Source organism: Sphingobium scionense, from assembly GCF_014197035.1.
In the GTDB taxonomy this organism is placed as follows: domain Bacteria; phylum Pseudomonadota; class Alphaproteobacteria; order Sphingomonadales; family Sphingomonadaceae; genus Sphingobium; species Sphingobium scionense.
Genome location: NZ_JACIEU010000016.1, coordinates 124,732 through 138,625, shown reverse-complemented (window position 1 = coordinate 138,625; position 13,894 = coordinate 124,732). Strand labels below are relative to the sequence as shown.

General features: G+C 64.8%; 12 protein-coding genes and 1 tRNA gene. 6 read left to right on the top strand and 7 right to left on the bottom strand.

What is annotated here, in order from left to right:
* Positions 1 to 269 precede the first annotated feature (269 nt).
* Positions 270 to 593: a hypothetical protein gene (locus GGQ90_RS18920; RefSeq protein ID WP_037519129.1), complete on the bottom strand. Its 324-nt coding sequence runs from the start codon at positions 591 to 593 to the stop codon at positions 270 to 272.
* A 169-nt stretch (positions 594 to 762) separates the two neighbouring features.
* The gene (locus GGQ90_RS18915; protein WP_188083521.1) at positions 763 to 1,272 is read right to left on the bottom strand and encodes a MarR family winged helix-turn-helix transcriptional regulator; all 510 of its coding nucleotides are present in this window, start codon (positions 1,270 to 1,272) and stop codon (positions 763 to 765) included.
* Between the two features lie 162 nt (positions 1,273 to 1,434).
* Between GGQ90_RS18915 and GGQ90_RS18910 the strand changes: the two genes are divergently transcribed.
* The 5 genes from GGQ90_RS18910 (at position 1,435) to GGQ90_RS18890 (ending at position 6,802) form a co-directional block, all read left to right on the top strand.
* Positions 1,435 to 1,509 (top strand) — tRNA-Gln (locus tag GGQ90_RS18910).
* A gap of 425 nt (positions 1,510 to 1,934) precedes the next feature.
* Positions 1,935 to 2,351 (top strand): MarR family winged helix-turn-helix transcriptional regulator, encoded by a 417-nt coding sequence (locus GGQ90_RS18905; RefSeq protein ID WP_223178336.1) that lies wholly within the window; start codon positions 1,935 to 1,937, stop codon positions 2,349 to 2,351.
* Between the two features lie 21 nt (positions 2,352 to 2,372).
* On the top strand, positions 2,373 to 4,508 hold the full coding sequence (locus tag GGQ90_RS18900) for a TonB-dependent receptor (protein WP_188083519.1): 2,136 nt from the start codon (positions 2,373 to 2,375) through the stop codon (positions 4,506 to 4,508).
* Between the two features lie 12 nt (positions 4,509 to 4,520).
* On the top strand, positions 4,521 to 6,029 hold the full coding sequence (locus tag GGQ90_RS18895; RefSeq protein ID WP_246428317.1) for a hypothetical protein: 1,509 nt from the start codon (positions 4,521 to 4,523) through the stop codon (positions 6,027 to 6,029).
* Positions 6,026 to 6,802: an OmpA family protein gene (locus GGQ90_RS18890; protein WP_188083518.1), complete on the top strand. Its 777-nt coding sequence runs from the start codon at positions 6,026 to 6,028 to the stop codon at positions 6,800 to 6,802. Before GGQ90_RS18895 ends, GGQ90_RS18890 begins: the two co-directional genes overlap by 4 nt.
* A gap of 19 nt (positions 6,803 to 6,821) precedes the next feature.
* On the opposite strand, the gene GGQ90_RS18885 is transcribed toward GGQ90_RS18890, so the two are convergent.
* The 5 genes from GGQ90_RS18885 to GGQ90_RS18865 form a co-directional block, all read right to left on the bottom strand.
* On the bottom strand, positions 6,822 to 8,120 hold the full coding sequence (locus tag GGQ90_RS18885; protein WP_246428316.1) for an MFS transporter: 1,299 nt from the start codon (positions 8,118 to 8,120) through the stop codon (positions 6,822 to 6,824).
* Positions 8,121 to 8,147: 27 nt separating this feature from the next.
* Positions 8,148 to 8,702 carry a DUF3237 domain-containing protein gene (locus GGQ90_RS18880; protein ID WP_188083517.1) on the bottom strand — a complete coding sequence of 185 codons (555 nt, stop codon included), beginning with the start codon at positions 8,700 to 8,702 and terminating at the stop codon, positions 8,148 to 8,150.
* A 27-nt stretch (positions 8,703 to 8,729) separates the two neighbouring features.
* Positions 8,730 to 10,871: an acetate--CoA ligase family protein gene (locus tag GGQ90_RS18875; RefSeq protein WP_188083516.1), complete on the bottom strand. Its 2,142-nt coding sequence runs from the start codon at positions 10,869 to 10,871 to the stop codon at positions 8,730 to 8,732.
* Positions 10,872 to 10,990: 119 nt separating this feature from the next.
* Positions 10,991 to 11,851 (bottom strand): p-hydroxycinnamoyl CoA hydratase/lyase, encoded by an 861-nt coding sequence (locus tag GGQ90_RS18870; RefSeq protein ID WP_188083515.1) that lies wholly within the window; start codon positions 11,849 to 11,851, stop codon positions 10,991 to 10,993.
* Between the two features lie 35 nt (positions 11,852 to 11,886).
* Positions 11,887 to 13,338 (bottom strand): aldehyde dehydrogenase, encoded by a 1,452-nt coding sequence (locus tag GGQ90_RS18865; RefSeq protein ID WP_188083514.1) that lies wholly within the window; start codon positions 13,336 to 13,338, stop codon positions 11,887 to 11,889.
* A gap of 72 nt (positions 13,339 to 13,410) precedes the next feature.
* On the opposite strand from GGQ90_RS18865, the gene GGQ90_RS18860 reads away from it, so the two are divergent.
* Positions 13,411 to 13,890: a MarR family winged helix-turn-helix transcriptional regulator gene (locus GGQ90_RS18860; protein ID WP_188083513.1), complete on the top strand. Its 480-nt coding sequence runs from the start codon at positions 13,411 to 13,413 to the stop codon at positions 13,888 to 13,890.
* Positions 13,891 to 13,894: the final 4 nt, after the last annotated feature.

Below are 13,894 nucleotides of genomic sequence, written 5' to 3'. Positions count from 1 at the left end.
AGACTTGCGCGCGCAGCGCGTTAGTCGCAGCGGGGTGGGCTTGTGCGACGTCCAGCCCACCCCCTAACCCCCTCCCGCCTGCGGGAGGGGGAACAGGTCCGCTTCTGTTCGAAATCCGACGATCGCCACAGAATGGGGAGCCCCGAAGCGACCCCGGATCGAGTCCGGGATGAAGAGATGGAAATGGCAACGTCCAGTCGCGTCCAGGCCGCCCGGATATATCCTCGCGGCCTGAGGCCGGGCCTCCCCATGGGGCGGCCCGGCACGCCTCAATGGCTGTCGTTGCGCAGATCCTTGCCGGCCTGCTCCAGTGAGGCGCCGACATCCTGCTTGGCTTCCTTGCCCTCGCGCTTGGCGTCGTCGGCCGCCCGGTCGGTCGCGGCGCCGATCCGGTCCGCGCCATTGTCGATCGCGGCGCCCGCGCGGTCGAGGCCGTTATCAATCTTCGCGCCAGCATCGTCGACGGCGTTGCTGACGTCATTGCCGATCGCAGAGCCGGCATTTTCCAGATTGTCCGACGCCTTTTCCGAACAGGCGGACAGGCCGAGGCCCAGGGCGGACAGGGCCGTGATGGCCAGAAGGGGTGCGCGCATGATGTCTCCTCATTGCGTTGGCAAGGCTTGGGCAGCGCCGCATCATATCTGACGCGGCGCTGCCTAATCTCTTGTTGTCGCATCGTTTCAAGCGGAAAACCGGTTCCCACTTTTCCGCACGACGCTCCTAAAAGCGCGGCAGCGGCCATAAGGTTGCGTCTTTTCGCGATCAGCCGCTGCTGAGGCCGAACACCATCGACCGGTCGGCGTCGGGGATCAGGCCCTCCATCACCCGCCAGAAACCGGTGACGGACCCCTGTCCGGCCTGGGCATAGGCGGCCGCCATCTTCTCGCGCAGCGCGCGGAAAAGCTCGGCCTCCAGCGCGCGGCCGGCGGGGCTGAGGCGCAGCAGTTTCTGCCGCCGGTCGCTGCTGCCCGGCCGGGTCTCGATATAGCCGCGCTCGATCAGGTCATTGAGCACCCGGCCGAGCGATTGCTTGGTGATCGCCAGCAGGCGCAGCAGATCCTTCACCGTCAGGTCGGGCTGGCGCGAGATGAAATAGAGGGCGCGGTGGTGGGCGCGGCCCAGGCCCTGCGCCGCCAGCCCCTCGTCGATCGAGCGGGTGAGGGCGGAATAGCCGAAATAGAGCATCTCGATGCCGCGCCGGATTTCGTCCTCGCGCAGGAACAGCGGCGATGCCGGTGCGATCTGGCTGGGGGAAGGGGCTTGGACGGACATCGGCACGGGTTTCCGGCTGGAAGGGGACGGGTATAGGCCTGATCCCTAAGATGGGTTGGACAGGAAGGAAAGGGAAAGGCGAAGTCGATCGTCAGGAGGGCTTTTCTTTCGTGCATCAGCCGCTATATGGCGGTCCCGCGCTGACTTGGATCGGCGCATTGCTGGGGCGTCGCCAAGCGGTAAGGCAGCGGCTTTTGATGCCGCCATGCGCAGGTTCGAATCCTGCCGCCCCAGCCAGTCATGAGAATTTCTCAGCTACGGCATGAAGACCGCAGTTTCGAGCCTTCATCGCTGAATCCGACTATCGAAATGGCAGCAATGACTATCGGTCGTGGAGCCGTCTATTGGGCGGCGGCGGCAGGCGCGCGTTATCGCGCAGCATCCTTGAGTGTTCAGAGCGAGGTTATACTCGATCCCTCCCACGCATGTCGATTGGACGGCTTGCACTGGACGGTCTGAGCGGGCCTGCGCAATATACATATGAATAATATATTTGTTGCATATGTATTTTGACTCGGATATCAGATCCATATCGGACGAATATCGCGCTATCAGGACGCGAGCCGACGAGGGGATCGAGCATGAAAAAGGCGCTTGCATCACGAACGGAGGCGGTCGATCCGACCAGCAGCGCACTGGGTGTGCTGGCGCAGGATCCCGCCATGGCCTTGCGGCTGGCGGAGATCACGGTCTTTCGTGACCTCGCGATCGCCTTCCGGCCCTTCGGTCTGTCACCACCGGAATTTGCAGCGCTGAAGATCATCGCGGAAAATCCAGCGCTTCGGATGGGGGAGCTGGCTGATCTGATGATGATCAGGCAGCCCAATTTGCTGGCCTTCATCAGCGGGCTGCAAAAGAACGGCCTGATCGACCGGTCGCGGGATAGCGTCGACAAGCGATCGTTCCGACTGACGCTGACCGCCGAGGGCAAGGTGCTGCTGGAGCGGGCCGACATGGCGCAGACGGCCTATCGGGAACGCATGGCCCAACATCTTGGACAAGATAATCTCGAGCAACTCACACATCTTCTCATGCAGCTTGTGTCGCTGCGCCCGCTCCATCCGGAATTCCAACCATAATAACTGACTAGGAGGTCAGCGATGTCTGTTTCGTCTCTCGCTCGCGCGTGCGCGGGCTCGGCTTCGATCGCCCTGGCGACATGGGCCATTTCCCCCGCTTTCGCCCAGGACAATGCCGGTTCGACGCAGAGTGTCGGCGTCGAGGATATCGTCGTCACGGCCGAACGGCGCGAGCAGAATCTGCAGGATGTGCCGATTTCGGCGACCGTGCTGAACGCCGAGCAGATGGCCCGGCGCGGCGTCACCAGCATCGCCGACCTGCAGCAGGTCGCCCCCTCGGTCGCGATCAACCAGGTCAACCGCTCGACCTATGTCAATATTCGCGGTGTCGGCATTGCCCAGACATCGCCGTCGTCGAGCCCCGGCATCGCCTATTATGTCGACGGCCAGTTGATCCCGCATGAGCAGTTCATCGGCCAGTCCTTCTACGATGTCGGTTCGATCGAGGTTCTGCGCGGGCCACAAGGCACGCTGACCGGACAGAATTCCACCGGCGGGGCCATCTATGTCCGCACGCCCGAACCCAAGTTCGACGATCTGAGCGGCTTCGTCGAACAGACAATCGGCAATTATGACAGCTATCGCACCGTAGCCGCGCTCAACATCAGCGACAGCGACCAGGTGGCGCTCCGCATCGCCGGCACCCATGACGAACGCGACAGCTTTACTCGCAATATCGGGTCCAGCCCCAGCAATCCTGGCGACGTCAATCTGTGGGCGGGCCGGATCAATTTGGCGATGCGATCGGCCGACCATAGCCTGCGGGTGAATGTGCGCGGCGAATATTTCGACAGCAATAGCGACAATGCCGCGATCAAGCGTCGCAACGACACGGTCAGTACCGATCCTTTCGTGATCGAGGAAGACGCGATCGCCTTTCTGCATCAGCGCGGCCTGCGCCTGTCGGGCGAGGTGCGCTATGCGCTGAGCGACGGCGTCGAAATTCGCGGCCTCACCAGTTGGCAGGACGGCAAGACCACCGACCAGGCCGATGGCGATCGCACGAACACGGCGTTGCCACGTCCGCCCGCCGCCAATGTCGGCCGGGTGAGCTATACCAACACGCGCTTCAAGACCTGGATCAACGAGGTCAATCTGCTGTCCACGGGCAATGGGCCGCTCAGCTGGGTGGTGGGGGCTTTCGTCCTGGACGAGACCATTCCGGCATCCATCCTGCGCGACAATAATCATACCGTGGATTTCGTGTCGGCCACCTCGACGATCGAAACCGAGATCCAGAATAATTCCAAGTCGCTGTTCGGTCAGATCAACTGGCATTTCACCGACCAGCTCGAACTGGTGGCGGGCGCGCGCCATTCCTGGGACAAGCAGGTCTATAACCGGATCGCCAGCGCGGGCGGCATCGGCGTCACGCAGACCAAGTCGTCGCAATGGACCGGCAAGGTCGGCCTCAACTATACCCCGGTCGATGATGTGCTGCTCTATGTCAGCGCGTCGAAGGGCTACAAGGCCGGTGGCGGCAACCTGCCCGTCGCGGCCGCGCCGTTCGGGCCGGAAACCAACTATGTCTATGAAGGCGGCTTCAAGACGACGATGTGGGACCGGCATCTGCGGGTCAACGGATCGCTCTTCTATTCCGATTATCGCGATATCCAGCTGGCCAGCCTCGCCAATGGCCTGCCGCTGACCCAGAATGCGGCGCGCGGCCGTTCCTGGGGTGGCGAGTTGGAGGTGACGGCGCAGTTCGGCGGCTTCAGCCTGAACGCGGGCGGCGGCTATCTCAATGCCGAGTTCGCGCGCGACGCGCTGCTGCAGAATACCGTGACCAACCAGAATGAGATGGTCCGCAAGGGCGATGTCCTGCCCTATAGTCCTAAACTGACGGTCAATGCCGGCGTGCAATATGCCATCCCGGTCGGGGATCGAACGCTGACGCCCAGGCTGCAATGGTCGCATATCTCGACCAGCTATGTGACGCCTTTCCCCGGCGACCAGACGGTGGTGCCCGCGCGCGATATCGTCGACGCTCGGCTGACCTTCGATCTCAACGAAAGCCTGCGGCTCGAGGCGTTCGCGAACAATATCTTCGACAAGACCTATATCGCCAACCAGCTGCAAAATTCCTCCACGGCCGACGGCGGCATCGTCTATGGCGCGCCGCGCCAATATGGTGGCCGCCTGACCTATCGCTTCTGAAGGAGGACGGGGATGGCGGCGTTTAACTTTCGACCGATGATGTGGCCGATCGCCGCGGCGGCGATCCTGGCGACGGTCGGGATCGCCCAGCCGCCATCGCCGCCGCCCGATCGCTGGTGGAAGCCGGACGAGGGGCGCCGTTTCCCCGCCGTCCTCGATTATGAGAACGACTATGGCGTGCTGCGCACCCTGCTGATCGGCGGGCCGATCGAGACGCGCGACCATGCGTTTTTCCGCGCGATCGGCCCGGATGGGCGGGCCTGCGTTACCTGTCACCAGCCGGCCGACGGGATGAGCCTGTCGGCCGCATCGGTGCAGCATCAGTGGCAGGCCGTGGGGCCGCGCGATCCGCTCTTTGCTGCCTATGACGGATCGAACTGCCCTAGCCTGCCGCAACAGGACCGGGCGTCGCACAGCCTGCTGATCGATCATGGCCTGATCCGGATCGCCCGTCCCTGGCCGCCGCTCGATCAGAATCGCAAGCCGGTGAAGGCCGATTTCACGATCGAGGTGGTGCGTGATCCGACCGGCTGCAATCTTGATCCACAATGGGGGATCGATTCTGCCCGCCACCAGATTTCGGTCTTCCGTCGTCCAAGGCCGGTCGCCAATTTCAAATATATCGAAGCGATGGGCTTTGCCTATGATCCCAAGGCAGGGATGCCGTTGCCGGTTGATCCCGACACCGGAAAGCCCGTCAGCGGCAACCTGATGGCGGACGGTCGGGTGCTCAGCCTGCAAAGCCAGATGCGCGAGGCGGCTGGCACCCATCTGCAATTTATGAAGGCGATGGACCGCAAGGATATCGCGCAGATACTCGACTTTGAATCCCGCCTCTATGTCGCCCAGCAGACGGATCGGGTCGGCGGGGCGCTGGAGGCGGATGGCGCCGAGGGTGGCCCGCGCAAGCTGGCGGACTCCCCGGCCGGTCGCCTGGGGAGCCAGGGAGTCGCGATCTGGAGCGAGTTCGCAGCCTGGGAAAAGCCGGCCGCGATCGTCAAGGACGGTTCGGCCCAGACCGCTTTCCGCCAGTCGGTCGCGCGCGGCGCGCGCCTGTTCCGCGACCGGACCTTCCTGATTACCGACAGCGCCGGCATCACATCGCCGGTCGGCTTTGGCAATCCGGTCCGCAATGGCTGTGCCTTCTGCCACAATATGAGCCAGATGGGCATGGACGTCGCGCCCGGCCAGGTCGACCTGGGCACCACCAATCAGCCCTTTGCCGACCCGGCGCCGCATCTGCCGCTGTTCCGCATCCGGTGCCTGGGCAAGCCGCATCCCCATTATGGTAAAATGATCCTGACCAGCGATCCGGGCTATGCGCTGACCACCGGCCGCTGCGCCGATGTCGGCCGCATCACGCTCCAGACGCTGCGCGGCCTGAGCGCGCGCGCGCCCTATTTTTCCAATGGCAGTGCCAGGGATCTGCGCGGGATCATCGATTATTATGATCGCCGCTATGACATCCGATATACCGAACAGGAGAAGCAGGACATGGTGAACCTGTTGAAGTCGCTGTGAAGTTTCTCGCTGTCCTGGGCCTGCTGGCAACGGCATCGGGGGCCGCCACGACCGGCGCCGAACTGCGCTTCCTCAGCTGCCCGGTCTATCGCGATACCGATGCCGGCAAGAAATCCGGTTGCTGGCTGGCAACGGATCCCGCCAGCGGCATCCGCTACGACATCACCACCGCGCCGACCAAGGCGGACTGGAACCGGGCCGTGCTGGTCGAGGGACGGGTTGCGGCCAATCCGGCGGACAATCCATGCGGCGGCGTGGTGCTGGAGGCGGCACGCGTATCGGTGCTCGATCGCCCCTGCACCCGGCACATGCTGCCGGCCGAGGGGTTTCCGGGCCGCAAGTTCGTGCTGCCGGACCGCAATGTCCGCCCGCTCTACGCCAGCCACGACCTGCCGCCCAAACCCTGGGTGGCGCAGAACTTCATCATCCCGTTCGATTTCGACAGCGATTTCATCACCTATCAGTTATCGGATTATTATCTCGACAGGGCGGTGAGCTATGCGCTGGACGTCAGGGCCAGCCGGGTCGACATCATGGCCTATGCCGCGACCAAGCCGACCCTTGTCTCTGGCGAACGGCTGGCGGAAGACCGGGCGATCGCGCGCAGCCGGGCGGAACGGGTCCGCGACTGGTTCACGATGCGCGGCATCCCGCTCCAGGTGGTTCACATCCGTTGGCAAGATGCGAAGGTGCCGCGTCCAGGGCCGGAAACCGACATGCTGGTCGCGCCCTCGCTGCGCGTTGTCGATATCCGGATCACACCGGGCGCCTGAGCGGCGCCCGGCATCGCATTCATCCCCTGGCTGCGGGGCGCAGGAACAGGAGCGCACCCGCTGCAATCAGGGAACCCGCCGCCATCGCGACCGCCACGGTCGGCAGCCCGAAGTCCAGGCTGAAAAGAAAGCCCGCGACGATCGGTCCGAGCGCCGCGCCGCCACGCCCCACGCCGATGACGAAGCCGGTGCCGCCACCCCGCACGGCGGTCGGAAAGGATTGGGCGATGATCGCATAGAGACCGACCACGCCGGCATTGGTGAAGAAGCCTGCCGCTGCCGCGATCGTTGCCAGCCCGGTCAGGCTGGACTGTCCCTGGCCGAAGATGGTGACCATGACCGTCGATGCCAGCATCGCGGCGATGACCAGCGCGCGAATGCCGATGCGCCAACTGAGGATGCTTAGCAGCAAGGCGCCGATCAGGCCGCCGACATTGGCCCAGACCAGCACGCCGCCGGCCGCCGAGGGGGCATAGCCCATGTCGACCACGATCTTGGGGATCCATTTGAGGATGAAGTAGAAGGTCATGATATGGGCGAAATAACCCAGCGTCAGCAGCATGGTGATGCGGCCAAGGCCGGGCGCGAACAGCGCGGTAAAACTGGGCTTTGGTGCGGCGGCATCGACAGGAGGAAGCGCCTCGACCGGGGCATGGCCCATGCGGCGCAGCAGGCGATTGACCTTGGCCAGGGCATCGGCCGGGCGCTTCTGCAGCAGATAGCCGATCGATTCCGGCAGCAGAAACCAGGCAAACGGCAGGAAGATGCCCGTGACGATCGCGCCGAACAGGAAGACGTCGCGCCATCCGCCCGACACCAGCAGGCCCGAGGCGATCGATCCGCCCAGGATCGCGCCGACGGGGTAACCGGCCGCCATCACCGCCACTGCCAGGCTGCGGGCTCGCGCATTGGCCAGTTCGGCCACCATCGCATTGGTGCAGGCCAGCATGCCGCCAATCCCCAATCCGGTGAACAGGCGGAACAGCGATAGCGACTGGACATCATGCGCGGTGGTTGCGGCCAGCATGCCGGTGGCCATCACCACCAGGCACAGAAGGATGGTGGGGCGCCGACCCGCGCGGTCGGCCATCGAACCGAGCAGGATCGAGCCGACCGCCATGCCGATCAATTCCATCGACAGGACGAGGCCGAGCGCAGCGCGATCGATGCCCCATTCCGCGGCAATGCCGGGGGAGGCGAAGCTGATTGCCAGCACGTCGAAGCCGTCCAGCGCATTGAGGGCAATGCACAGGGTGATGGCGGCAATCTGCGCCCATCCCATCGGTGCGCGGTCGAGCCGCTCTCGCACATCTTCCATAACAGGCGATCCTCTCATTCTTTGTTATTAGGCGACCGAAAAGACATCCAGCCGGACATGGTCGCGATAGCGCGCCGCGCTGCACAGGAAGATGGTGCGCGCCATCCAGCCATGGCGGCTGTCGGCGGCGACATCGAAGCGCGGCGTGGTCCGGAAATAATAAAGGGCCGGATCGACATCCTTGCCGGCGGCGATATCGGCGATGATCCGGGGCGGACCATGGCGCATCCCCGGATTGGTCACGCCGATCAGCGTGCCGTCCTCCGCTTCGATCGTGTAACGGGCTTCGATCCGGGCGATTCCGTCCGGGCCGATCCCCTGCCAGTCGCCGCCGCCCGGCAGCACACGGCCGGCAAGGCGTGGTCCCTCGGCCGTGCCACCCGTGATTGGGATCACTCGGCGGCGGATGCCATCTACCAGCCCCATGTCCTGCGGCGGAGCGATCAGCACCTGCAGGCGAAAGGCAAATTCCAGGGCTGGTGCCGCGGGCGCAGCCAAGGCCGCGCTACCCGCACTGCCAAGCCCCGCCATTGCCATGATCGGCATCGCCTTGATCAGGCCCCTGCGTTCCGGGTCGTGCATCGCTGCTTCCTCTGCCTGTGGTGGGGATCAGTCCTGTCGCGGGGCGGTCAGCATCAGCGCATCGAGCGCGACGGCGCCCTGTGGATAGAGGATGACCGGATTGAGATCGATTTCGCGGATTGCAGGCTCGGTCAGCAATATCCGGCCAAGGGTGGCGATGATCTGCGCGACCGCCGCCACGTCGAGCGCCGGAGCGCCGCGAAAGCCGCGCAACAGGGCGGCCTGCTTGAGCTGGTGCAACTCGCCGATGATCGCCTCGATCGGCAGGTCGGGGGTCAGCAGACGGACATCCTGCAGGATTTCGGCGGTGACGCCGCCGAAGCCGGCCAGGATCACCGGTCCCCAGTCCGGATCGCTGCGGGCGCCGACGATCAGTTCGATGCCCCGCGCGCCCATGCTTTCCAGCAGCGCGCCGTCCAGCGTCAGCCCGGCATCATAGGCGGCGACATTGGCGAACAGCCTGTCCCAGCCCGCCCGCAATTGATCGGCATCGGCGAGGTTGAGGATGACACCGCCGGCGTCGCTCTTGTGGCTGAGGTCGGCCGACTGTGCCTTCAGCGCGACCGGATAGCCCAGCCTGTCGGCGGCTTGCAAAGCCTGCTCTATACTGGCGCAGAAGGCGCCTTCCGGCACCGGAATGCCGAGTGGACCCAGTATCTGCTTGGCCCGATATTCGGGCACGACGCCGCCTTCCGTCGGCAGGCCGGGCGCAGGGAGGGGGGGCATGTCGGCCTGGGTGAAATCGCGCCGGGCAAAATCATTGAGCCGCTTGAGTGCCCGCAAGGCCCGTTCGGTCGACGGGAAATAGGGGATGTTCAGCGCCCGCAGGCTGGCGACATAGTCCGCGCCGATCGCGGCGCCTTCGTCCAGTCCGGCAAAGATGACCGGCTTTTGCGGGGCCAGATCCTGCACGGCCCGCAGGATCGGGGGCAGCTTGATGCCCACGGTGACAGGATCGGTCTGGATGATGCCCGCAACGATGCTGCCGAAGCGGTCATCGTCGAACAGCGCCGCCAGCGTGCGATAATAAAGATCGGGCTCGACCAGCCCCTGCGCCGTCAGATCGAGCGGATTGGACACGCCGACGAAATCCGGCAGCGCGGTCCGCAGCGCCGGGGAATCGCTATCGCCAATCACGGGCAGGTCCAGCGCCAGTCCCTCGCACAGATCGAGCGTCAACGCCTTGAACGCGCCGGATTCGCCCATCACCGCCACGCCGCCGGCCGGCAGCACGGGGCAGCGGAGGGCGATTTCGGCAATGTCGCCCAGTTCCTCCAGCGTTTCGGCAAAGATCACGCCGGCGCGCTCCACCTTGGCTCGCATCACCTGATAATCGCCGGCCATGGCGCCGGTATGGGTGGCGGCGGATTCCCGCGCGGCGCTGCTCTTGCCGGGGTGCAGCAGCACGATGGTCTTGCCGGCGCGGCGCGCCCGCGCCGCTGCCGCCAGAAACAGCCGGGGCTTGCGGAATTGCTCGACGATCATCGCGATCACGCGGGTCGCCGGATCGTCGATCAGATAATCGACATAATCCTCGACGCCGCTCGCCGCTTCATTGCCGGTCGAGACCGAAAAGGAGAGTCCGAGGTCGCGGCTGGCCAGTGTCGTGCAAAGGACGCACGCCATGGCGCCGCTCTGCGAGACGATGCCGATCCCCGGGCGATCACCGAGCGGCCTTGCATTGGTCTCGACGAACGTCAGCGGAATGCGATCGATGAAATTGGTCATGCCCAGGCAGTTGGGGCCTTCGACCACCATGCCCGATGCGGCAGCGATGCGGCCGATCTCGCGCTGTTCGGCCAACCCCTCTTCGCCGCCTTCGGCAAAACCTGCAGAAAAGATGACGGCCGATCCGACACCGCGTTCTGCAAGTGCCCGCACCGCGTCGAGCACGGCGACGCGCGGAATGGCGAGCACGGCCGCGTCGACCCCCTGCGGCAAGGCATCGACCGACGGCAGGCAGGGGCGGCCGCCAATCTCCGCCCGCTTGGGATTGATGAGATGGATGTCACCGGCAAAGCCGTTGCGCACCAGATTGGAGAGGACCGACGCGCCCAGCGCCCCGGGCTTGTCCGACGCGCCGACGATGACCACGGATCGTGGGCGCAGCAGCCGGTCGAGCGAAAGGCGGGCCGTGGCCTGCGGGGGCGTGAGGGTCTCGACCGTCATGATAGCATCTCCATCGCGTGCCGGAAGAAACGCGTTCCGGCCGTCATTATCGAAATAGGCCGGGCCGGCGCGATCGCGCGGCCCGGCGGGACAGGCCCTTGGTTCTTCAGGTCCTCGGCTCAGGCGCCCTGCTTGGACTTGTCGTAGGCACCCAGACCAGGCTTGTAGCTCTTGTCGTCGATGAACTGCTTGATGCCTTCCTTGCGGCCTTCATTGTCGAAGCTGTTGGCGGCTTCCTGCGCCCGGATCAGATAATCCTCGGCATTGTCATAGCTCATCTCGCGCACGCGCCGGATCGCATCCTTGGTGGCCTTGAGCGCGACCGGATTCTTCTTCAGCAGCACATTGGCAACGTCGGTGACGCGCGCCTTGAGCTGGTCGAGCGGCAGCGCTTCATTGACGAAGCCCCATTGAGCAGCGGTCTTGCCATCGATATTCTCGCCCATCAGCGCATGATACATGGCGTTGCGGAAACCGGTGAGTTCGACGGCCACCTTGGCCGCGCCGCCGCCGGGCAGGATGCCCCAATTGATCTCGGAAAGGCCGAACTGTGCCTCTTCCGCCGCGAAGGCGAGGTCGCAGGCGAAGAGCGGGCCATAGCCGCCGCCGAAGCACCAGCCATTGACCATCGCGATGGTTGGCTTCTGATACCAGCGCAGGCGGCGCCACCAGCCATAGCTTTCGCGCTGGGCGGCACGGGTGCCCTGCAACCCCTGCGCTTCGGTCTCGCGGAAATATTCCTTGAGGTCCATGCCCGCCGACCAGGCCGTGCCTTCGCCGGAGAGCACGAGCACGCCGACGTCGTCGCGAAATTCCAGTTCGTCGAGCACCCGCATCATCTGGCGATTGAGGCGGGGGGACATGCAGTTGCGTTTGTCGGGGCGGTTGAAGCTGACCCAGGCAATGCCATTGTCGATGCTATAGGCAACCGTGCCGGTTTCCAGGGGATCGACGCCGTCGACATGCAGAATATTGGTCATGGGAATAAGGTCTCCGGATAGGAAGAAAAAGGGGATCAGATCGGGAAATGGCCGGGCGCGGTCTCCATCGTGACCCAGCGCAATTCGGTGAAACTGTCGATGCCGGCGCGGCCGCCGAATTTGCCGTAGCCCGACGCCTTGGTACCGCCGAAGGGCATCTGCGCCTCGTCATGCACTGTGGGGCCGTTGATGTGGCAGATGCCGGCCTGAATCTGGCGGGCGACTCTCAAGCCGCGGGCGGTATCGCGGGTGAAGACCGCAGACGACAGGCCGTAATCCGTATCATTGGCGAGCTTGATGGCTTCCGCCTCGTCCCTGGCGCGGACGATGGCGACCACGGGGCCGAAACTTTCCTCGCGGAACAGCTTCATCGCCGGCGTCACCTGGTCGACGACATGGGCCGGCATCAGCACGCCGTTGCTCGGGCCGCCATTGACCAGGGTGGCGCCGGCGGCCAGCGCATCGTCGACCAGCGCCTGGACATGATCGACGGTCTTGCGATCGACCACGGCGCCGAGCGGGGTAGTGCCCTGGCGCGGATCGCCCACCGCCATGCCTGCCACCTTCGCCTGGAAGCGGGCGACGAAATCATCGGCGATGGCGTCAGCGACAATGATCCGCTCGGTCGACATGCAGATTTGGCCCTGGTTCATGAAAGCGCCAAACGCCGCGGCCTTGACCGCTTCGTCCAGGTCGGCATCGTCCAGCACCAGCATCGGCGCCTTGCCGCCCAGCTCCAGCAGAACGGGCTTCAAATTCTGGGCACAGCGCACGGCAATGATCCGCCCCACCGCCGTCGAGCCGGTAAAGTTGACGCGGCGGACAGCGCGATGATCGATCATCGCACCGACGACATCGGCCGCATCCTGCGGCGCGTTGGTGATCAGGTTGACGATGCCGCCGCCCAGTCCGGCCTCGACAAAGGCCTCGACGATCAGCCCATGGGTACGGGGGCATTGCTCCGATGCCTTGAGCACCACCGTATTGCCGCAAGCCAAGGGCACGGCAATCGCGCGCGTCGCCAGGATGATCGGCGCATTCCAGGGGGCCATGCTCAGCACCACGCCGGCCGGTTCGCGAATGGCCATGGCAAGGCAGCCCGGCTTGTCCGAAGGGATCACTTCGCCGCCGATCTGCGTGGTCAGCGATGCCGCCTCGCGCACCATCGAACTGGATAGCATCAGGTTGAACCGTGCCCATCCTTCGGTCGCGCCAATCTCCGCCATCATCGCGTCGACGAAATCGGCGGCGCGGGCGTCCAGGGCGTCGGCGGCCTTCAGTAGCGCGGTGCGGCGGGCATTGGGGCCGAGCGCGGCCCAGGCGGGGAAGGCGGCCTGCGCTGCGTCGACGGCTGCCAGAGCGTCTTCCACATTGGCGGCTGCCGCCTGTGTCGCGACCGCGCCCGTCACCGGATCGATGCGACTGAAGCTATGAACGGTGCGGCGCTGCTCGCCGCCGATCGACAGGAAAATTTCCGATCCAGGCATATCCGACTCCTCATTATTGCTATGTGACATATCAATGTTGATTGCTATGGGCAATAGCGTTATGAAGGGTGCATGGATGAAATCTCCCTCGCCCCCGCCGCGCATGATCCGCTTGCGTCTCGCCTCGGCTATCTGTTGCGCCGAGCCTCGCTGGTCATGATGGCCGACCTTGGTGCCAGCCTGGCCGATCTGGGCCTGCGCCCGGTAGAAGGCAGCATCCTGATGCTGGTCGGTGCGACGCCGGGCTGCATCCAGAGCGACGTCGGCAAGACATTGGGGATCAAGCGGGCCAATATGGCGCCGCTGATCGCGGGGCTGCATGCCAAGGGGCTGGTGGCCAAGGCGCCGGTCGATGGGCGCTCGCTTGCCCTGTCGCTCACGGAAGAGGGGGCAAGGCTGCGCGAACGGGTCGAAACGACGATGGACCGTCATGAGGCGCGGTTCGACGCCTTGCTGGGCGAAGGTGATCGAGCGCAGTTGCACGCTGCGCTGGCCCGTATCGCGCAGCAAGGGCAGGACGGCCCGGACGGAATTGTTGTCGACGGGCGCTGAGGGG

Bases quoted from the DNA above. Each gene is read 5' to 3' on its own strand.
- GGQ90_RS18920 (WP_037519129.1), bottom strand. From the start codon at position 593: ATGCGCGCACCCCTTCTGGCCATCACGGCCCTGTCCGCCCTGGGCCTC.
- GGQ90_RS18915 (WP_188083521.1), bottom strand. From the start codon at position 1,272: ATGTCCGTCCAAGCCCCTTCCCCCAGCCAGATCGCACCGGCATCGCCG.
- GGQ90_RS18905 (WP_223178336.1), top strand. From the start codon at position 1,935: ATGGCCTTGCGGCTGGCGGAGATCACGGTCTTTCGTGACCTCGCGATC.
- GGQ90_RS18900 (WP_188083519.1), top strand. From the start codon at position 2,373: ATGTCTGTTTCGTCTCTCGCTCGCGCGTGCGCGGGCTCGGCTTCGATC.
- GGQ90_RS18895 (WP_246428317.1), top strand. From the start codon at position 4,521: ATGGCGGCGTTTAACTTTCGACCGATGATGTGGCCGATCGCCGCGGCG.
- GGQ90_RS18885 (WP_246428316.1), bottom strand. From the start codon at position 8,120: ATGGAAGATGTGCGAGAGCGGCTCGACCGCGCACCGATGGGATGGGCG.
- GGQ90_RS18880 (WP_188083517.1), bottom strand. From the start codon at position 8,702: ATGCACGACCCGGAACGCAGGGGCCTGATCAAGGCGATGCCGATCATG.
- GGQ90_RS18875 (WP_188083516.1), bottom strand. From the start codon at position 10,871: ATGACGGTCGAGACCCTCACGCCCCCGCAGGCCACGGCCCGCCTTTCG.
- GGQ90_RS18870 (WP_188083515.1), bottom strand. From the start codon at position 11,851: ATGACCAATATTCTGCATGTCGACGGCGTCGATCCCCTGGAAACCGGC.
- GGQ90_RS18865 (WP_188083514.1), bottom strand. From the start codon at position 13,338: ATGCCTGGATCGGAAATTTTCCTGTCGATCGGCGGCGAGCAGCGCCGC.
- GGQ90_RS18860 (WP_188083513.1), top strand. From the start codon at position 13,411: ATGGATGAAATCTCCCTCGCCCCCGCCGCGCATGATCCGCTTGCGTCT.